This window comes from Photobacterium gaetbulicola (assembly GCF_003025515.1).
Lineage (GTDB): Bacteria > Pseudomonadota > Gammaproteobacteria > Enterobacterales > Vibrionaceae > Photobacterium > Photobacterium gaetbulicola.
Window position 1 is genome coordinate 13,517 of the sequence record NZ_PYME01000003.1, and the last position, 18,507, is coordinate 32,023.

The following is an 18,507-nucleotide window of genomic DNA, read 5'->3' on the forward strand; positions in this document are numbered from 1 at the left end:
AAACCCGATTTTGAAGATCATCTGAAAAATGAGATCCAGATCAGAAAAAGATTCAAGGAGCTTATATGGTGGGGAAAAGCATCATAGTGATGGGAGTGTCTGCATCAGGGAAAAGTACTATCGGCTATGAACTTGCCCAGCGCATTGGGGGTAAGTTTATTGATGGTGATGACCTGCACCCGAAAGCCAACATCCTGAAAATGGCCCAAGGGGAACCACTAAACGACCAAGACCGTGAGCCTTGGCTTGAGCGGATCCGCGATGCCGCATTCAGTATTGAAAGCAAGAATGAAACCGGCGTTATTGTCTGTTCGGCACTGAAAAAATGTTACCGGGAACAAATACGTGAAGGAAATCACAATTTAGCCTTTTTGTATCTGGCTGGGTCTCAAGAAGTGATCAGGGAGCGTATCCGTCTCCGCCAGGGGCACTTCATGAAAGAAAACATGATCGCCAGCCAGTTTGCCGTGCTTGAAACGCCTGTTGATGAAACAGACGTTATCACCGTGGACATTGACCAGAGCATTGCAGCCATTTTGGACAGCGCTGTCGCAGCACTGACCGAGCAAGCTGACACAAAACAAGCTAAGACAGAACAATCAATGCCAGCTACCACCCAGGAGATCATCGCATGATCCACCCAACCATTACCCTGATCACCGAACGTATCAAAGCCCGCAGCCAAGCACATCGCTCGAGTTTTGAAGCCAAGATCACACAACAGGCAGAGCAAGGAAAGGGGCGTACTAGCCTATCTTGTGGCAACCTTGCCCACGCGGTAGCCGCTTCCTGCCAACAGGACAAGCAGCAGATCCTCGATTTCACCCGTGCCAACCTTGCCATTGTCTCGTCATACAATGACATGCTAAGTGCCCACCAGCTTTACAAAAACTACCCGGATCAAATCAAGTCGGCGCTGCAATCGCTTGGCCATACCGCACAAATCGCCGGCTGTGTACCCGCCATGTGTGACGGGGTAACTCAAGGTCAGCCGGGTATGGATATGTCGCTGTTCTCCCGTGATTTAATTGCCCAGGCGACGGCCTTCTCGCTGAGCCACAATGTATTCGATGCCACACTGCTACTGGGCATTTGCGATAAAATTGCCCCGGGGCAGTTGATGGGGGCGCTTAGCTACGCTCACTTGCCAACTGCCTTCATTCCGGCAGGCCCAATGCCAACGGGCATTACCAACGATAAAAAAGTCGCTGTTCGCCAACAGTATGTCGCCGGTGAAGTAGGCAAAGACGCCCTGCTAGAGATGGAGTGCCAAGCCTACCATTCCGGTGGCACCTGTACGTTCTACGGCACAGCCAACACCAACCAGTTGGTCTTCGAAGCCATGGGCTTGATGCTGCCGGGCTCGGCTTTCGTGGCACCCAACACTGACTTGCGCTCAGCCTTGACCGAGCACGCCAGCCTAGCACTGGCATCCATGACAGCGGACTCACCTAACTACCGCCCTCTTATTGACGTATTCACTGCCGAGAACTTGGTCAATGGCGTAGTGGCCTTGCTGGCCTCGGGGGGAAGCACCAACCACACTATCCATATGCTGGCAATCGCCCGCGCTGGCGGACTTGTCCTTACCTGGGATGATATCAGCGAGCTATCTGATATCGTGCCGCTATTAGCCAAGATGTACCCGAACGGCCCAGCAGATATCAATGCCTTCGAGCAAGCGGGCGGTGTGCCAGCTCTGATGAAAACCCTGCATGAGCGTGGCCTACTTAACTCAGACGTGAAAACGGTATTTGGTGAGTTTGCCGACCAGCTTACCCAGCCAGCTATCACTGATAGCAAGCTGGTATGGCAACCTGTTGGCGAGAGCCGCAACGCAGAAGTGATCGCAGCCAACGGCAAGGCATTCAGCCAAACTGGCGGCACCAAAGTACTCAAAGGCAATCTGGGCCAGGCCGTTATCAAGGTCTCTGCGGTCAAACAGGAACACCAGTTCATTGAAGCGCCAGCGAAGGTTTTCCACTGCCAGCATGACGTAGAAGCGGCCTACCAGGCCGGTGAGTTCACCGGAGACTGTGTCATCGTTGTCAGTCACAATGGCCCTGCAGCCAATGGTATGCCGGAACTCCACAAGTTGATGCCAATCCTTGGCAATATCCAAAAAGCCGGCCACCAGGTCGCTTTGGTGACCGACGGTCGCTTGTCTGGCGCATCAGGCAAGATCCCGGCGGCTATCCATGTGTCACCGGAAGCGCTGCGCGGCGGTGCCATCGGCATGATCAACGATGGCGATATCGTGAAGCTTGACTGCAGCACCGGGCTATTGGAAGTCGCGGTTGATTTTGACCAACGCCAGCCGGTTCAACTCGATACCGAAGCCAGCCAAATTACTTGGGGAAGGGATATCTTCAAGGTGATGCGGGAAAATGTCGGCGCTGCCGACGAAGGGGCGAGTTTCTTGTTCTAAGGCAACAACATCGCTAGGTAATAAGCCACCTACTTCAATAGGTGGCTCTTAGCTGAAATTATGAATTACATAATTATTAAAACTGTATAATGCTGAAACTATAGACATAGAGAAAAGCAGAAGTATTGCTAGAAAAGAAAAATTACTCATTATTTTCAATTTCATTGAAGTCAAAATTTTTTCTTTGCATATAGTCAATATAAAGAATATCGCTACTAGAAAAACAGACTCACTTCTAACAAAAATATCGGCAAATAATGACCCCATTAACAAGTTGCTGGTATCAAATGCACCTTTATCAATATCCTCAAAATGTTCACGGGACATCATGACAAAAGCCAAACCTCCAAGAACAAAAAACTGACAAAACAAAAGTAAGTTATTTATATAATTAGATATTTTTAGATACATATCAACAAACCTTAAAGCCTTTGATTAGTCATGTTTGCTATTAAGTGGTTGGACTCTAACTTTACCTCTTATCTTTGTTGACGATAACTGGTAAGCATCCAATTTAATATTGAATTTATCAAATATCGTTTCAGAGTTACCAATATCATTAATTATTTTTAAGCAAACATCACCCTTACTAGAACCAAAAGATGTCCCTTTTATTTCAACGTCAACCAATTTTCCAATAAAATTTTCATACTTTAACTTATTGAGTGAAGATTCTTTTTTTTACTGTCATCCATTCCGTTTGTGCATACCCAAATATCAAAGTACTTGACTCACCTCCAATCGAGAGGCTATCAATAATTCCATATTTTCGGGCTGCTGCACCTCCCTTATTTGGTTTTGTCTCAATATAACATCCTGAAATTAAGTTAACACCAACAGGCATTTTAGGTAGCCCTGCACCAATTCCACTAATTGTAATTCTAACTTCCATAAATGCTTTGCATCCAATACTCAAGTAATAAATTAACCTTACCTATTAATTGAATGTACACAAAATAAAATTATAAACTCATGGAGGTATCGCACATTTATAATGAAAGACATGACTAACTCTATAAGTTAGTCCTAAAACTATTAAGATAATAGGTTAAATGTAAATGATAGAATCGTAATTTAAAGGTCAATTAAACCTGGAAACATAATATTTCCAGATTTAATTATATGGCTTTTATTGATTACTTAATTCTCTACAAGCTTTCTCCGCGGCTGATGGTAAAGCCCATATCAAAGATATTCCGCTCGCTGCGCTTGCCATCAAGCGCCTGGAGCAATAGCTCCGCACTCTTCTCGCCAATTTGGTAACGTGGGGTGTAAATACTGGTCAGACGCGGGGTGATAGCCTGGCCGATATCCAAAGCGTTGTAACCAACGACACTGATCCGCTGGGGTACTTCAATACCTCGCTCATTACAGGCCAGGATAGTACCAATGGCGATATCATCATTGGTACAGAACACGCCGTCTAGCTCCGGGCACTCTGCCAAGGCACGGCTTAGCAGCTCTCCACCAAGAGTGAAGCTGGAATGTTCATGGGTCAGGATGTGGTATTTCGGCAAACCGGCTTCTTCCATCGCTTTGTCATAGCCTTGCATACGCAGTTTGGTTCGGGTATCCAAGCGGGCACCAAAGTAGGCTATATGGCGCTTGCCCTTATCAAGCATGGCTTTCACTGCCGTATAGGATGCGTGGATATGATCCAACCCCACCACCATATCGACAGGGTGGCTCGGTAACTCCATCGCTTCCACCACTGGCACCCCGGCAGTTTTGATCATCTGCAGCGTGCGCTCGGTGTGCGAGGTAGCGGTCAGGATCAGGCCATCGACCTGATAAGAAAGCAGGGAGGCAATTTTACGCTCTTCAATTTCTTCATCGTAACTGAAGTGGGCAATCAGGATCTCGTAACCGTTGGCGTTAGTCACCGCTTCAATACCCTGTGCGAAGCTGGCAAATACCTGGTTCGACAATGAAGGCAGCAGCACCCCTATCGCCTTGCTGGAAGACTTCGACAGCATGGCTGGCGCGCGGTTTTGGATATAACCCAGCTCTTCTACCACCTCGGCGATCTTATCCCTTGTCTTGGCCGACACAGATTCAGGATTGCGCATATAGCGACTCACGGTCATTTTGGTGATGCCGACACGGTCAGCAATATCTTGCAGAGTAGGACGCGCTTTTCGTTGTTCTTGTGTCATAACAATAGGATAAGTTACAGCTAGATTTGAAATGTTACAGTAACATATCACTTTGACCTGTACTAAGGCAATGCTCTTGCTTAGTTCAATAAGCAAAGTAACTATGGAGAGAGTAAGTAAGGGCTCATGACTGTCTCAATAACCATTGAGCTTAAATGGATATTGCTACATATTTATACCCAGCATGCATAGCATAAAATGCATGTTACATTTTCAAAAATCACTTTCTCCAGCCTCTTCATATAGTTATATAAAACTTTAAACCACTAATTTTAAAGGGTTATTTACACCTGACATAATGATTTACTGAGTTCATTGGTATTTGATTGAACGACACAGATGGTTACAGGAATAGTTTATATATTGTGAGAATATTTTAATTGCCAAGCAATAAAATACATCATAATAAATAGGAGATTCACCATGTCAGACTTCAAGCTTACCCATAAGAGCGCTACCAAAGTCTCTGAGCGTATTGCATTACTCATTACGCAATTTCTAAAGTTCTCCCTTAATCTCTTCTATGGAAAGAAATATGCCAAGCGTGCCGTTATCCTTGAAACCATCGCTGCGGTACCGGGCATGGTCGCCGGTATGTTCAACCACCTGAAATCATTACGCCGGATGCGGGATGATGCAGGTTGGATCAAAGAACTGCTTGATGAAGCGCAGAACGAGCGAATGCACCTGATGATCTTCCTTGATATTGCCAAACCAAGCTGGGTAGAGAGACTGCTGGTATTGCTTGGGCAAGGTGTATTTCTTGTGGTGTACAGCTTTATCTATTTGCTGTCATCACGGATTGCCCATCGCGTGGTCGGCTACTTCGAGGAAGAAGCCTGTAAAAGCTACACTGAGTACCTCGAAAAAATTGATGCCGGAGAAGTTGAAAACACGCCGGCACCGGACATTGCGATTGAATACTACCAGCTCCCGGCCAATGCCAAGCTAAGGGATGTCGTCTTGCGTATCCGAGAAGACGAAGCCGGTCACCGAGACAGGAACCACGGCTTTGCCGATGCTTATGAGAGCAAGTCGCTTCCGGCTCACCAGAACTAATTTCCCGCTCTAAACGAAAGGTGGTCAATCGCTCAAATGACCACCTTTTTCAAATCTACCCGCAACGCTTCAAAGATCAGAAAAAATAAAAAAACCGCTCAAGCCATTGCTTTCGTTGATAACCAATAGCAGTGGTTGAAGCGGCGAACAACTGTCTCAATAAAACGCGAAAATAGTGAAAGTACTCATAGCCACCCATACAGAATGGCCTTAGTGCAAAAAGCGGGAGAAGTATGTGCTTAGAAGATTAAACAATTAAGTCATCGATATTGCATTTTAAAGAAAAGAGGCCACCCAAGGGTGGCCAATAGAAAGGAACCTAACGTTATGAGTCTTCGTTGTGTACCTATAGCCAGGCACTGGTTCTTAGCCTCTTTATCATCGCAGCATAGAATGACTGTTTCGGGATGCTTTGATGTCGTTTTTACTACCTTAGGAGCACCTACAAGTACAAGGCTGGCGCTCTCAAGTGGGCTAACAGATTAATACCCCTTCCATGGCACCAGTTTCTTCTCTAACCAGCGCATAAATAGATCAAAAGAGTAAGCTATCAAGCCTATTATGATGATCCCGGCAATGACGACATCAGTTACCAGAAATTCCGCCGCATTGAGCACCATATACCCGATCCCCGCTTGAGCCGCGACCATCTCACTCGCTACAAGGGTCGTCCAACCGAAACCGATCCCAATCCGTAAGCCGGTCAAAATCTCCGGCATCGCACTCTTTATAATCACATGGTAAAGCACCTGAAATTTGCTGGCCCCCATCGAGTATGCCGCTTGAATTTGCTCGCTTTTGGCCGATGACACTCCAGCCCTGGCACTTAGCGCAATCGGCGCAAACATCGCCAGGAAGATAAGGGTAATTTTGCTGGTTTCATCAATTCCCAACCAGATAATCACCAACGGCAAATAGGCAAGCGGAGGTAACGGGCGATAGAACTCGATTAATGGATCCAGCACTCCTCTCACCCACACATTGGTACCAATCAAAATCCCTAATGGGATGGCCGTTATCGCTGCCAAGGCAAACGCGCCAAACACGCGGGTCAAACTAGCGAGCAGGTGCTCGCCCAGCGACACGCCGGAGAACCCATTTACCACCAGATCACCCAGCCGCTCTACCACCGAGATAGGAGAAGGCAGAAACAACGGTTTAATCCATCCCGCTTCGGTGACCAATGCCCACAGGCAGATAAAACCAATGACAGAAATCACTGAGACAAGCCTCGCGTCCCCCTGCCCCGGCTCACCATAATAATTCGGTGCCTTCTCAGTACGTTTCTTTAGCGCGAGAATAAGCCTTGGGGCTAACGGTAGTTCGCCGTCTTGTCCGACGGTATCTCTGTAGTGTGGCTGTGGTGCTGTTTTTTTGGCAGGCACAACCTCATGCAACATTTCTTGGGCATCACCAGTGACTTTTACTGGGCTCAATACGTTATGGTCAGCATCGATTTGCTCAACGGTATTGTTCATGCTGCAACCTCCGGCTTTTCATCTTGGTGAATGATCGACAGGATTTTTTCCCGCATCTCAATAAAGTCCGGCATCGATTTGACGGCCCGCGCGTCTCGGCACGCCAAAAAGCGGCGGTTGAAATCCAGCTCAAAGCTATGGGTGATCCTTCCGGGACGGGGGGACATGACGATCAGCCTCGAGGCCATAAACAATGCTTCCTCCACACTGTGGGTAATGAAGAACATCATTTTGTTGGTCGCCTGCCAGGCATCAAGCAGCAGCTCCTGCAAGGTTTCACGGGTCAAAGCATCCAACGCCCCCAAAGGCTCATCAAGCAGCAGGATACTGGGATCGTTTGTCAGCGCCCTAGCGATGCCCACCCGCTGCTGCATGCCGCCGGAGAGCTGGTAAACCTTATGCTGGTGGAAATCCTCTAAGCCAACCAATTTGAGGTATTTCGCTGCCCGCTCCAGTCGCTCCTGTTCGGGAACCCCTTGCAGTTTCAAACCAAAAGCGGTGTTTTCAATAACATTTAGCCAGGGGAAAAGCGCATGCTTTTGGAATACCACTCCTCGTTCAGCACCAGGGCCAACAATTTGGTCACCGATATCCCGTCCCATTGTGACCCGTGGTAACCCCTCGACCTCAGAATTACCCAGTGTGAGGTAGCCTGCTGATGGCTGGATGAAACCGGCCATCAAGTTCAGCAATGTCGTTTTACCGCAACCTGAGGCTCCCAATGCAACCACCAAGTCACCCTGCTCGATTTTCAAATTCACACCTGATAACGCGGTCACGGGCTCTCCCCCGTTACGATCATCGTAAACCACAGACACATCATGAATTTCCAGCACTTTATCCTTGTCCATACTTTCCCTCCTTGTTGCCAAGTGGCCGGTTACAGCTCTATTTGCGCGGCATAGCTCGGATTGACGAAAACACTGTAGTCAGGCTGCAAACCAGAGATTTTTTTCTCCTGCAACAGGAACTGAGAGGTCGCCTCCAGCGCTTTTACTGCTCCGCCCTGGGCTTCACAGCCTAACCACTGGCATGACAACTGATCGTCAACAGTTGGGAATTCATAGAGGCTCATAGCCTCGGGGACATTGCTTGCTTTCCCACCGGTAAGCTTTGCTACCGAGACAGCGATTGGGTGGTCAGCCGAAAAGCCTTCTTTGTTTGAACGGTATTCTTCGTCCGTCTTGGCGAGAACGGTTAGGAACTCTGTGACAAAGCCGCTATGGCTTTGGGTAAAGGACTTACTGGCGATCAGCCCGTCAAAGGTCGGCTTGCCCCACGCACTCAGCTGCTTGGAAGTGATCAACACCTCGCCATCTTGCTTAATGGTGCCAAGCGCAGGATCCCAGATAAATGCACCATCAATATCACCCCGCTGCCAGGCGGCTACTATCGCACCGGGCTGCATGTTGACCAGCTTGACATCCTTCTCAGTTAAACCAAATTGCTCCAGCGCGAACAGCATGTGGAAGTGTGTCGTTGAAACAAAAGGAACGCCGAGCGTTTTGCCTTTAAGATCGGAAGGTGAAGAGATACCACTGCCCTTGCGAACGACCAGAGCCTCGGCATCGGCGATGTTTTCCATCACCCATACCAACTCCATATCAATACCGTTACTGGCAGCACTGGCGATGGGACTCGAGCCAGCAACGGTCATATCGACCGCCCCCGAAGCCATTGCCGTTATTGCTCTGGCCCCCGAGTCAAACTTGCGCCACTTGATTGAATAGCCGGTAGCGTCTTCAAACAACTTCTGGTCAATGGCATATTTCATCGGGTTAAACATCCCCTGATAGCCGATAGTTACCTCTTTCGCTGCCATTGCTGGGCTCGATAGCGTTGCTGCCATAACGCCCACCAAAGCTAATTCTTTCATCCCGAAAAATGTCGTGTTACGAGTCATAGTCACTTCCTTTTGTCGATGGATTAGTGATAACACTACGAATCTCGCCTGCCTTTCGGTAGTGCCAGTTCAGAGGTTTATTGGGCCAGATCTGCACCATGGCCATGCTCATAAAGCGTGCAACTCAAAACCCTGAAAAATTCACCATTTACAGGGTGGTATATTGGCTGGATGCGATAAATACGATCAAAAAAGGCTGCCGAAGCAGCCTTATACCTTTTGATGAGATTTATAGGGCCAATTCTGTGAATGCTCTGTCTAGGGCCAATATAATGCTATCGGCTTCATCACGAGTAAGAGTCAGCATCGGGCTCAAACACAGGGTATTGTTATAGAGACGGAATGAGCGGTTCGTCCTGCCGATCAATACCCCGTGCTTGGCACACAGAACGACCACCTGCATAACAACGTTCTCATTTACCGGCTGTTTGGTAACAGGGTCTTCAACCAACTCTAAGCCGAGGAACAAACCCTTACCCCTGACATCACCAATCAGCGGGAAACGAGCCTTGAGCACTTCCAGCTGGGCACGCAGATACTCGCCCATATGGGCGGCATTCTCGACCAGGTTTTCCTGCTCAATGATATTCAAATTTTCCAATGCCGCCGCTGGGCCGGCAGTGCAGCCGCCATAAGTGCTGATATCACGGAAGAAACTCTCGCGCTCGAGCGGCTCTTCGGCAAAGAAATTGAATACCTCTTCAGTCACCACGGTGCAGGATATGGCGGCATAGGCAGAGGCAACCCCCTTTGCCATAGTGACAATATCAGGCTTGATCCCGTAGTGCTGGTAGCCAAACCAAGCGCCTGTTCGGCCTAACCCGCACACCACTTCATCGACATGAAGCAGGATATCGTATTTGCGGCAGATTGCTTCTACAGCAGGCAAATACCCCTCTGGCGGTGTGATCACCCCGCCCCCCGCAGTGATCGGCTCTATCACGACGGCACCCACGGTGTCGGGCCCTTCTTGCAATATCACGTCCTCAAATGCCTTGGCGGCCAACTCACCGTAATTTTCCACATCACCAAACTGACTGCGGTATTCGCAGCAATGGGGGAACTCGACAAACCCCGGAGTAAACGGCCCATACTGGCTTCGACGCTCTTCCTGGCCCGTGGAACTGAGACAGGTAATCGTTGTGCCGTGGTAATCCCGCTCACGGTAAAGGATCTTATGCTTTTTGCCCCCGTATTTTTTTGCTGCTATCTGGCGGACAATTTTATACGCCTTCTCATTAGCTTCCGAACCAGAGTTTGAGAAATACACCTTTCCCATACCTGGCATCAATTCCAGCAGTTTAGCTGCAAATTGCGCCGCAACAGGAGTCGCCGCCGTACCAGCAAAGTAGTTGAGGTTAACCAATTGTTCCTTGATAGCCTCTGCGATGCTCTCGCGCCCATACCCAACATTGACGCACCATACTCCCCCTGATGAGGCATCCAAATACTGATTGCCGTGAATATCCCAGACATAGCTTCCCTCACCACGCACCATCATTGGAACTGTTTGTGTCGCGTGCTGAGTCATATGGTGCCAAACGGTGTCTTTGTCCATCGCCAATAAGTCACTGGCAGTATATTGCTGGCTGTGCAAATGCATATCGATCACTCCCTATTTTTACATACCCCCAAATTAGGCAAGCTTGCTCCTGCGCCATAGCGCCAGTTTGAAATTTTTGTAGGGGCAACAAAGACAGCATAAATGCACCTTTGGCACATATCGTGCTGAAAACAGGGGAGATGTTTTGATATCAAGGATGATGCAATGAAAAGTGAGCACTTAATCCACATTCAATTTTCACCCGAGCGTAGCCTCCAGGAACAAATTCGTGAACACCTACTGGAAAAAATCAATGATGGCTTTTTCAGTGACAAAGCCCTTCCCTCTTGCCGCAAACTAGCAACAATGCTGAGGGTGTCACGCAACACGGTAGTACTGGTTTATGATCGGTTGGTTGATGAGGGTTACCTATTATCCCACCAGCGAAGCGGGTATTTTGTTAATCCGGCCAGCTCATCTCTTCCACCTCTATCTCCTTCTTCGCTGCCCAGTAACGGAGCGCGCCCTGCACAGTTTTGGTACAACCGGATAAAGCCAGAACTCAGTCAACAACGCAATATCGAAAAGCCCAGCGATTGGCAGCAATACCCTTACCCTTTCATTTTCGGCCAACCAGACCATTCGCTATTCCCTCTCAACCATTGGCGCGAGTGTGGCCGACTGGCCCAACGTGCCAGCGTGATCAAAGACTGGATTTCCGACTCAATAGACAGTGACGATCCCGCCCTGGTGAAACAGATCCAAAGCAATGTCCTGAGCAAACGGGGGATCCATGCTAGGCCCGAGCAGATCCTTATCACGATAGGAACCCAAAACTCCCTATACCTGCTGGCAAGCCTCCTCTCCAATGGCACCACAACCATCGGCGTGGAAGATCCCGGTTACCCGGATGCACGTAATATTTTTGCCAGTCACGGGGCCGCTATCCAACCTCTGCCCATCGACCAGCAGGGGTTGACTCTCAACCCCAGCCTATATCGCTGTGACTATGTTTATACGACGCCCAGCCATCAGGTGCCAACCAATGTCACCATGTCCATGGCTAGGCGCAAAGCGCTGTTGGAGGCCGCGGAAAGCCATGATTTGGTGATTATCGAGGACGATTATGACAGTGAAGTCAACCTTATCGCCGAGCCACTTCCCTCCCTGAAAAGCCTCGATGACAGTGGCAGGGTCATTTACGTTGGTAGCCTGTCCAAATCCCTGTCACCCGGTTTGAGGGTTGGCTTTATGGTCGCCGATGAGGCTTTGATCACTGCAGCCAGACAGCTCAGACGCCTGATGTACCGGCATCCTCCCTCCAATAACCAGCGTACCTGCGCACTGTTTATATCGATGGGCTATTACGATACTTACCTGCGCAAACTACGCAGCCATTACAGCGAAAAATGGCAAATCATGCGCCAAAGCATAGAAGCTTACCTGCCACAATGTATAACCAACCAGACGCTCGGAGGGAGTGCTTTCTGGCTAAAGCTCCCCGACGGGGTCTGTGCCCAATCACTCCAGTACCAAGCCAGACAGGCCGGGGTTTTGATTGAAGATGGGGATGTCCATTTTTTAACGCCACATAACCAAAGCCAGGGCTTCATCCGCCTGGGTTTCTTTGCCATCCCGGAAAATAAAATTGAACCTGGGATCCGCAAACTTGCGGAAATTATTGCGCAACTGTCCCCACAAAAATCATGAACTGGCTCTAATCAACCACACTGCTAATTCTTAATCTGAAGCTATGAATGATTGGCAACAGACAAGGATGGCAGTGTGTTTATCTCAGTTAGCATACCTTTAGTGCTCTTTATTGCTGCTTTTATCCGCGGCTATACCGGTTTTGGCTTTTCCGCCATCGCGATTTTGGTGCTTACGCTGTATTACCCAGTCGCAGAAACTGTTCCGGCGGTGTTGCTGATGGATTTGTTGATCAGCTTACCCTTGGTGGCTAAAAGCTGGGACAACACCGATTTTCATGCCCTTCGCCGAATTTTACTGGCGACGATGGCGGGAATACCTGTCGGCCTCGCGTTACTTCATTGGCTGCCAGAACCTAGTTTGCAGCTGTTGGTGCCAGCCACCATTCTCGCAATGGCGCTATTGCCCAAGCTGAACCTTACGCTGGCACAAAAGGCCATTGCCTCACCGGTTTTGTGCGGCGTAATGTCAGGCTGGACAACCAGCGCTGTCTCGTCTGGTGGCGCGCCGGTTGTGATTCACTTGCGCTACAGCGGCCTATCAGCAGGTAAGCAACGAGATACATTGATTTGTTATTTCTTTCTCACGACCTGTATGGCTGTCGGTTTGGGGTATGGGCTAAATAAATCCTTTTCCCTGATACCCGATGCCCCGGTCGCCTTACTGGCCATTTCGCTGATTGGCGTCTTGATTGGCCAACACTTATTTATTCGCAGGCATATTGCCGCCATCCAGCATGGCGCCTATTACCTGCTGATTTCACTCTCGGGCTGGATGCTATTACACGCAGCATGCCAACCTTGGCTTTTAGGTTAAAAGGAGATTAGCCATGGCTCGACCAACCGTCTTTATCACAGGGGCAACCTCAGGTTTTGGGCTTGCTACCGCCCGCTATTTTGCCCAGGAAGGTTACGCGTTAATCATTACCGGGCGCCGGGAAGAGCGCCTCAGAAAACTGGCAGATGAACTCTCTCAATTGGCCCCTGTGCATTTTGCGGCTATGGATGTTCGACATATCGAGCAAGTCCAGCAGACCATCAGCGAACTTCCCTTGCCATTCAAAAACATCGAGGTTTTAGTCAACAACGCCGGCCTAGCCTTAGGGGCATCATCAGCCGATCAAGCCAAACTCAGTGACTGGCATACCATGATTGAAACCAATGTAACCGGCCTTGTTAATGTCACCCATGCCTTGCTGCCAATTCTCAAGCAGCAACCCAAAGCAAGCATCATTAACCTTGCCAGCATTGCGGCCAATTGGGCGTACCCCGGCAGCCATGTTTACGGTGCCAGCAAGGCTTTCGTCGCCCAGTTCAGCCGTAATCTACGCAGTGATTTTGCTGGAACCGGAATTCGGGTTACCAGCTTGGAGCCAGGACTGTCCGAAAGCGAGTTCAGCCTAGTCCGGTTCAACGGCGACCAAGCCAAGTACAACGCCATCTATGAGCAAACCAACCCGCTGCAACCCGAAGACATTGCGGAGATCATTGGCTGGATCGCCCAGCAGCCCGCCCACATCAACATCAATAGCCTTGAAGTCATGCCTACATCGCAAGCCTGGGACAACTTCAAGGTCATCAAACAAAATACAAACAATATTATTGCTTAAAAGGAGTTAACCATGAAAATTGGCGTACCTAAGGAAATCAAAGTCCATGAATACCGTGTCGGCATGACCCCGGCCAGCGTCCGTGAGGTCTGTGCCCAGGGCCATACGGTTTTCGTTGAAAGCACTGCCGGCATGGGCATTGGCTGCTGCGATGAAGAATACAAAAAAGCAGGGGCAGTGATTCTGCCCGATGCCGACGCAGTATTCGAAGCTGCCGAGATGATCGTCAAGGTCAAGGAGCCCTTGGCTGTAGAGCGCGCCCGCCTTCGCCCAGGGCAACTTCTCTTTACCTACCTGCACCTTGCCCCGGATATGGCGCAAACAGAAGACCTGCTTGCCAGTGACGCGGTCTGCATTGCTTATGAGACCGTAACAGGCCCGAACAACAGCCTACCTTTGCTGGCACCAATGTCAGAAGTGGCGGGCCGAATGTCCATCCAGGCTGGTGCCGCCTGCTTGGAGAAATCACAGGGTGGGATCGGTCTGCTGCTAGGCGGTGTTGCCGGTGTTGCCCCAGCTAAAGTGACTATTATTGGTGGCGGCGTGGTTGGATCCAATGCCGCTCAAATGGCGGTTGGCCTCGGCGCTGAAACGACCATTTTGGACAACAACATTGATACCCTGCGTAAACTCAACGTTCAATTTGGCTCAAGCGTGAAAACCGTCTACTCGAACCAGCAGAACCTTGAAGATGCGGTAGTTGGCGCGGATTTAGTCATTGGTGGGGTGCTGATACCTGGCGCCGCAGCGCCTAAGTTGGTCACTGAAGCTATGGTGCAAGCAATGCGCCCAGGCTCGGCCTTGGTTGACGTGGCAATTGATCAGGGGGGCTGTTTTGCCACCTCAAGGGTCACCACCCATGATGAACCCACTTACATTGTTGATGATGTGGTGCATTACTGCGTCGGTAATATGCCAGGAGCTCTCGCCCGTACCTCGGCCTTTGCCCTCAACAATGCGACCCTACCCTATATTCTCCGCCTGGCAAACCTTGGCTACAAGCGCGCCCTGCAGGCCGATCAGCACCTCAAGAATGGCTTGAATGTCATCCACGGCAAGGTGACCAATGAAAGTGTTGCCAATAGCCTGGACTTATCTTTTATCTCCCAAGATAAAGCATTGGCTGTCGCATAAATTAAAAAGGCCGGTAGCGAGTTACGCAACGCTACCGGCCTATTCCCTTTTCTCATACCCCTCCACTTTTATTCGTTTGCCCATGAAAGTGAATTGGCTCAACAATCAACACATCTGTTGATATGCAAGGAATCTAACAATGAGCCATGTTTTCCACCGCCACTGCCATACCCCGCTTCCCACAGTAGTTAGCGGGCATGGGATATACCTGTCCGACAGCGACGGAAAGCTATACCTCGATGGCTGCGGCGGTGCCGCCGTCTCTAATTTGGGCCATAACCACCAGCGGGTAAAAGCCGCAATCGCCCAACAACTTGGGGCTATTCCCTACGCCCATTCCGGTTTTTTCACCAGCAATAGCAGTGAGCAACTCGCCAAACGACTGGCAGAACTCGCACCCGATGCTTTGAAACACACTTACTTTGTCAGCGGCGGCTCCGAAGCGGTAGAAGCGGCGCTGAAAATGGCGCGGCAATACTTTGTCGAGAAGGGAAAGCCGCAGAAAAGCCAGTTCATCGCCCGGCGCCAGAGCTATCACGGCAATACCCTCGGTGCACTTTCGGTCGGCGGCAACGAATGGCGGCGCGAACCTTTCAGGCCGATACTCTCGGCAGCCCACCATATCGCCCCTTGCTATGCCTACCGTGATCAGCAGCCGGGAGAATCAGAGCTGGCCTACAGCATGAGGGTAGCGAATGAGCTAGAGCAAAAGATCCTTGAGCTGGGAGCCGACAACGTAATGGCATTCATTGCCGAGCCCGTGGTCGGTGCAACCGCTGGGGCCCTGCCTGCTACTGAAGGCTATTTCAAGCGGATCAGGGAGATTTGCGACACCTATGATGTATTACTGATCCTTGATGAAGTGATGTGCGGTATCGGTCGGACCGGCACCTTTTTCGCCTTTGAGCAGGAAGTTATCGTGCCTGATATTGTCACTGTCGCCAAAGGGCTTGGCGCAGGCTACCAGCCTATCGGTGCAACTATTGTCCATGACGATATCTACCAGGCGATCGCCTCAGGATCTGGCTTCTTCCAACATGGTCACACTTTTATGGGTCACCCGATGGCGTGTGCAGCGGCCCTGGCAACTATCGATACCATTATCGAAGACAGCCTACTCGACAAGGTCAGGCTGCGTGGTAAGCAACTTTTGTCAAAGCTCAACGACACACTTGGGCCACTGCCCTATGTCGGCGATATCCGTGGGAAGGGCTTGTTTATTGGTATTGAGTTAGTCGCAAACAAACAGTCGAAAGCCCCCCTTCCCAGCTGTTCGCAGGCCCACGAAGCCATTAAAACAGTCGCCATGAACAACGGGCTGATGTGCTACCCCATGGCTGGGACAATCGACGGTAAAGCCGGCCACCATATTTTGTTGGCACCGCCTTTCATTATTGAAGAACACCAGCTTGATGAGCTGGTCAGCAAATTACACGCCTCACTGCTCCAGGCTTCGGCACAATGGATGTAGGGGTTTAGGGGTTTAGCGGCTATGGGCTGTGGTAAAGCAATCACATAAAAGGAGAAAACAAATGCAGCAAACACCGTCAGTCGTTCAATCGGCCATTATTGTGGCTCCCAACGGGGCAAGGAAAACCAAAACCGATCACCCTGCCCTACCAATGAAGCAGCAGGAAATCATTGATGAGGTTATCGCCTGCCGCGACGCGGGGGCGGCCATGGTGCACCTCCATGCCAGGGATAAAAGCGGCAAACACTCCTTGGAGATCGAAGATAACCTCCACCTATACCATGGCCTCAAAGCACGGGTTGGTGAGAGTATTATTGTCCAGCTGACCACCGAAGCCATCGGGCAATATTCCCCCGCCCAACAAATGGCCTTGATCAATGAGGTCAGGCCGGAAGCGGCTTCTTTGGCTCTGAGCGAGTTGCTCGCCGACGGTTACGGCCCAGATACAGCACTGCTAGATAAGGCGAGCGCCTTTTTTCACCATGTTGCTGAACAGGGGATCATCGCCCAGTACATTCTCTACAGCCCGCGAGATCTCGAGCGTTATTTTACCCTGCTGGATCAAGGGCTGCTGCCAACAAGCAACCACCACTTACTGCTGGTGCTCGGTCGCTACGACAAACACCAAACCGCCTCGCCGCAAGATCTGCCACCTTTTTTACAGGAGCGTCTGTTCAGCCATGGCAAGCGCTGGGCTGTCTGCGCGTTCGGAAAATATGAACACCTTTGCCTGACAGCGTCTATGATTATGGGTGGAGATATTCGAGTTGGCTTTGAAAATAATCATGTTAATCATCTAGGTACATTAGCCTCAAGCAACGCACAACAAGTGGCTAACCTTGCCGAAACCGCCAAGCAACTTGGTCTGGCGCCCCTTGACGCTTACTATTTTCGCCAGCTCCTCACTGCCTAGCCAGAAGCAGTAAACATTGGCTTTGCTTTTTGTGTAACACTCATCATAAAGGGAATTTTATGGGATCTATCAACAAGCTTCTTGCCTACACCAGTGCCGCCGTTCTACTGGGTACCTCGACACTATCTTTTGCCGAAAGCCGTTTTGTCACCATAGGTACCGGAGGCGTGACAGGAGTATATTACCCAACGGGTGGGGCAATCTGCCGCTTGGTCAATAAAGACAGAAAAGATCACAATATCCGCTGCTCGGTCGAAAGTACCGGTGGTTCTATCTACAACATCAATACTATCCGTGCTGGCGAGCTTGATTTAGGTATCGCCCAGTCTGACTGGCAATACCACGCCTACAACGGCACCAGCAAATTTGCCGATAACGGGGCATACAAAAATCTGCGAGCTGTGTTCTCCATCCACCCAGAGCCGTTTACCATTGTTGCCCGTGCTGACTCGGGGATCAAAACCTTCGAAGATCTCAAGGGCAAGCGCGTCAATATCGGCAACCCAGGTTCTGGCCAGCGCGGCACCATGGAAGTGCTGATGGACAGGTACGGCTGGACAATGAAAGACTTCAAACTGGCCTCTGAGCTAAAAGCCTCCGAACAATCCAAAGCACTGTGTGACAACAAAATTGATGCCATGATTTATACCGTTGGCCACCCTAGCGGCGCCATCAAAGAAGCCACCACATCTTGCGATAGCAAAATCATTACCGTTGCCGGCGACAAGGTTAACAAGCTAATCGAGGACAACAGCTTCTACCGTGTGGCGACAGTGCCAGGCGGTATGTACAAGGGGAATGCGATTGATGTCACTACCTTTGGAGTCGGTGCCACCTTTGTTTCTTCAACGTCAGTGCCGGACGATGTGGTGTACAGCATCGTCAAATCGGTATTCGAAAACTTCGATGACTTCAAGAGACTTCACCCTGCCTTTGCTCACTTGAAAAAAGAAGAGATGATCAGAGACGGCCTTTCTGCCCCGCTACATCCGGGTGCAGCAAAATACTACAAAGAAGTTGGCTTGATGTAATTTGATTATCAGCATGTCATGCTTGAACCAAAAAAGAGCGCATATGCGCTCTTTTTTATGGCTTAAACCTAT

The 18,507-nt window shown here is 49.9% G+C and carries 17 protein-coding genes; 10 read left to right on the forward strand and 7 right to left on the reverse strand.

All coding sequences use genetic code 11. The features are described 5' to 3' along the window. The first annotated feature begins 65 nt into the window (after positions 1-65). Together C9J03_RS03055 and edd are read left to right on the forward strand one after the other, a co-directional pair. Positions 66-635, forward strand: a complete 570-nt coding sequence (locus tag C9J03_RS03055) for a gluconokinase (RefSeq protein WP_044621645.1) — start codon at positions 66-68, stop codon at positions 633-635. Then, complete coding sequence (gene edd, locus C9J03_RS03060; protein WP_044621646.1) at positions 632-2,428, forward strand: phosphogluconate dehydratase; 1,797 nt, start codon at positions 632-634, stop codon at positions 2,426-2,428. Before C9J03_RS03055 ends, edd begins: the two co-directional genes overlap by 4 nt. 48 nt (positions 2,429-2,476) lie before the next feature. On the opposite strand, the gene C9J03_RS03065 is transcribed toward edd, so the two are convergent. The 3 genes from C9J03_RS03065 to C9J03_RS03075 form a co-directional block, all read right to left on the reverse strand. After that, positions 2,477-2,839 (reverse strand): hypothetical protein, encoded by a 363-nt coding sequence (locus tag C9J03_RS03065; RefSeq protein ID WP_044621647.1) that lies wholly within the window; start codon positions 2,837-2,839, stop codon positions 2,477-2,479. A gap of 247 nt (positions 2,840-3,086) precedes the next feature. Then, positions 3,087-3,320: a hypothetical protein gene (locus tag C9J03_RS03070; protein WP_044621648.1), complete on the reverse strand. Its 234-nt coding sequence runs from the start codon at positions 3,318-3,320 to the stop codon at positions 3,087-3,089. 256 nt (positions 3,321-3,576) lie between these two features. Beyond that, on the reverse strand, positions 3,577-4,584 hold the full coding sequence (locus C9J03_RS03075; RefSeq protein WP_044621649.1) for a substrate-binding domain-containing protein: 1,008 nt from the start codon (positions 4,582-4,584) through the stop codon (positions 3,577-3,579). A 423-nt stretch (positions 4,585-5,007) separates the two neighbouring features. Between C9J03_RS03075 and C9J03_RS03080 the strand changes: the two genes are divergently transcribed. Beyond that, entirely contained in the window at positions 5,008-5,643 is a 636-nt protein-coding gene (locus tag C9J03_RS03080; protein ID WP_044621650.1) for an alternative oxidase, read from the forward strand. Between the two features lie 482 nt (positions 5,644-6,125). Here the strand turns inward: C9J03_RS03080 and C9J03_RS03085 are convergent, their stop codons facing one another. From C9J03_RS03085 to C9J03_RS03100, 4 genes are all read right to left on the reverse strand, one after another. Then, complete coding sequence (locus C9J03_RS03085; RefSeq protein WP_231580603.1) at positions 6,126-7,121, reverse strand: ABC transporter permease subunit; 996 nt, start codon at positions 7,119-7,121, stop codon at positions 6,126-6,128. After that, complete coding sequence (locus C9J03_RS03090) at positions 7,118-7,972, reverse strand: taurine ABC transporter ATP-binding protein (protein WP_039457857.1); 855 nt, start codon at positions 7,970-7,972, stop codon at positions 7,118-7,120. The genes C9J03_RS03085 and C9J03_RS03090 overlap by 4 nt, the downstream gene beginning before the upstream one ends. A 29-nt stretch (positions 7,973-8,001) precedes the next feature. Further along, positions 8,002-9,024, reverse strand: coding sequence for a taurine ABC transporter substrate-binding protein (tauA, locus tag C9J03_RS03095; protein WP_052829666.1), 1,023 nt, complete (start codon positions 9,022-9,024; stop codon positions 8,002-8,004). A 229-nt stretch (positions 9,025-9,253) separates the two neighbouring features. Continuing rightward, on the reverse strand, positions 9,254-10,627 hold the full coding sequence (locus tag C9J03_RS03100) for an aminotransferase family protein (protein WP_044621651.1): 1,374 nt from the start codon (positions 10,625-10,627) through the stop codon (positions 9,254-9,256). A gap of 165 nt (positions 10,628-10,792) precedes the next feature. Between C9J03_RS03100 and pdxR the strand changes: the two genes are divergently transcribed. From pdxR to C9J03_RS03135, 7 genes are all read left to right on the forward strand, one after another. Further along, the gene (pdxR, locus tag C9J03_RS03105) at positions 10,793-12,277 is read left to right on the forward strand and encodes a MocR-like pyridoxine biosynthesis transcription factor PdxR (protein ID WP_044621652.1); all 1,485 of its coding nucleotides are present in this window, start codon (positions 10,793-10,795) and stop codon (positions 12,275-12,277) included. Positions 12,278-12,352: 75 nt separating this feature from the next. Continuing rightward, the gene (locus C9J03_RS03110) at positions 12,353-13,093 is read left to right on the forward strand and encodes a sulfite exporter TauE/SafE family protein (RefSeq protein ID WP_231580604.1); all 741 of its coding nucleotides are present in this window, start codon (positions 12,353-12,355) and stop codon (positions 13,091-13,093) included. Between the two features lie 13 nt (positions 13,094-13,106). Continuing rightward, positions 13,107-13,886: an SDR family NAD(P)-dependent oxidoreductase gene (locus C9J03_RS03115; protein WP_044621654.1), complete on the forward strand. Its 780-nt coding sequence runs from the start codon at positions 13,107-13,109 to the stop codon at positions 13,884-13,886. Between the two features lie 12 nt (positions 13,887-13,898). Beyond that, positions 13,899-15,020 (forward strand): alanine dehydrogenase, encoded by a 1,122-nt coding sequence (ald, locus tag C9J03_RS03120; protein WP_044621655.1) that lies wholly within the window; start codon positions 13,899-13,901, stop codon positions 15,018-15,020. Between the two features lie 139 nt (positions 15,021-15,159). Further along, positions 15,160-16,491: an aspartate aminotransferase family protein gene (locus tag C9J03_RS03125; protein WP_044621656.1), complete on the forward strand. Its 1,332-nt coding sequence runs from the start codon at positions 15,160-15,162 to the stop codon at positions 16,489-16,491. A gap of 61 nt (positions 16,492-16,552) precedes the next feature. Next, on the forward strand, positions 16,553-17,404 hold the full coding sequence (locus tag C9J03_RS03130) for a beta-keto acid cleavage family enzyme (RefSeq protein ID WP_044621657.1): 852 nt from the start codon (positions 16,553-16,555) through the stop codon (positions 17,402-17,404). A gap of 59 nt (positions 17,405-17,463) precedes the next feature. Continuing rightward, positions 17,464-18,435 (forward strand): TAXI family TRAP transporter solute-binding subunit, encoded by a 972-nt coding sequence (locus C9J03_RS03135; RefSeq protein WP_044621658.1) that lies wholly within the window; start codon positions 17,464-17,466, stop codon positions 18,433-18,435. Positions 18,436-18,507: the final 72 nt, after the last annotated feature.

Excerpts from the sequence above, each read along its gene's own strand:
- C9J03_RS03055 (WP_044621645.1), top strand. The coding sequence starts at position 66 with ATGGTGGGGAAAAGCATCATAGTGATGGGAGTGTCTGCATCAGGGAAA.
- edd (WP_044621646.1), top strand. The coding sequence starts at position 632 with ATGATCCACCCAACCATTACCCTGATCACCGAACGTATCAAAGCCCGC.
- C9J03_RS03065 (WP_044621647.1), bottom strand. The coding sequence starts at position 2,839 with ATGTATCTAAAAATATCTAATTATATAAATAACTTACTTTTGTTTTGT.
- C9J03_RS03070 (WP_044621648.1), bottom strand. The coding sequence starts at position 3,320 with ATGGAAGTTAGAATTACAATTAGTGGAATTGGTGCAGGGCTACCTAAA.
- C9J03_RS03075 (WP_044621649.1), bottom strand. The coding sequence starts at position 4,584 with ATGACACAAGAACAACGAAAAGCGCGTCCTACTCTGCAAGATATTGCT.
- C9J03_RS03080 (WP_044621650.1), top strand. The coding sequence starts at position 5,008 with ATGTCAGACTTCAAGCTTACCCATAAGAGCGCTACCAAAGTCTCTGAG.
- C9J03_RS03085 (WP_231580603.1), bottom strand. The coding sequence starts at position 7,121 with ATGAACAATACCGTTGAGCAAATCGATGCTGACCATAACGTATTGAGC.
- C9J03_RS03090 (WP_039457857.1), bottom strand. The coding sequence starts at position 7,972 with ATGGACAAGGATAAAGTGCTGGAAATTCATGATGTGTCTGTGGTTTAC.
- tauA (WP_052829666.1), bottom strand. The coding sequence starts at position 9,024 with ATGACTCGTAACACGACATTTTTCGGGATGAAAGAATTAGCTTTGGTG.
- C9J03_RS03100 (WP_044621651.1), bottom strand. The coding sequence starts at position 10,627 with ATGCATTTGCACAGCCAGCAATATACTGCCAGTGACTTATTGGCGATG.
- pdxR (WP_044621652.1), top strand. The coding sequence starts at position 10,793 with ATGAAAAGTGAGCACTTAATCCACATTCAATTTTCACCCGAGCGTAGC.
- C9J03_RS03115 (WP_044621654.1), top strand. The coding sequence starts at position 13,107 with ATGGCTCGACCAACCGTCTTTATCACAGGGGCAACCTCAGGTTTTGGG.
- ald (WP_044621655.1), top strand. The coding sequence starts at position 13,899 with ATGAAAATTGGCGTACCTAAGGAAATCAAAGTCCATGAATACCGTGTC.
- C9J03_RS03125 (WP_044621656.1), top strand. The coding sequence starts at position 15,160 with ATGAGCCATGTTTTCCACCGCCACTGCCATACCCCGCTTCCCACAGTA.
- C9J03_RS03130 (WP_044621657.1), top strand. The coding sequence starts at position 16,553 with ATGCAGCAAACACCGTCAGTCGTTCAATCGGCCATTATTGTGGCTCCC.
- C9J03_RS03135 (WP_044621658.1), top strand. The coding sequence starts at position 17,464 with ATGGGATCTATCAACAAGCTTCTTGCCTACACCAGTGCCGCCGTTCTA.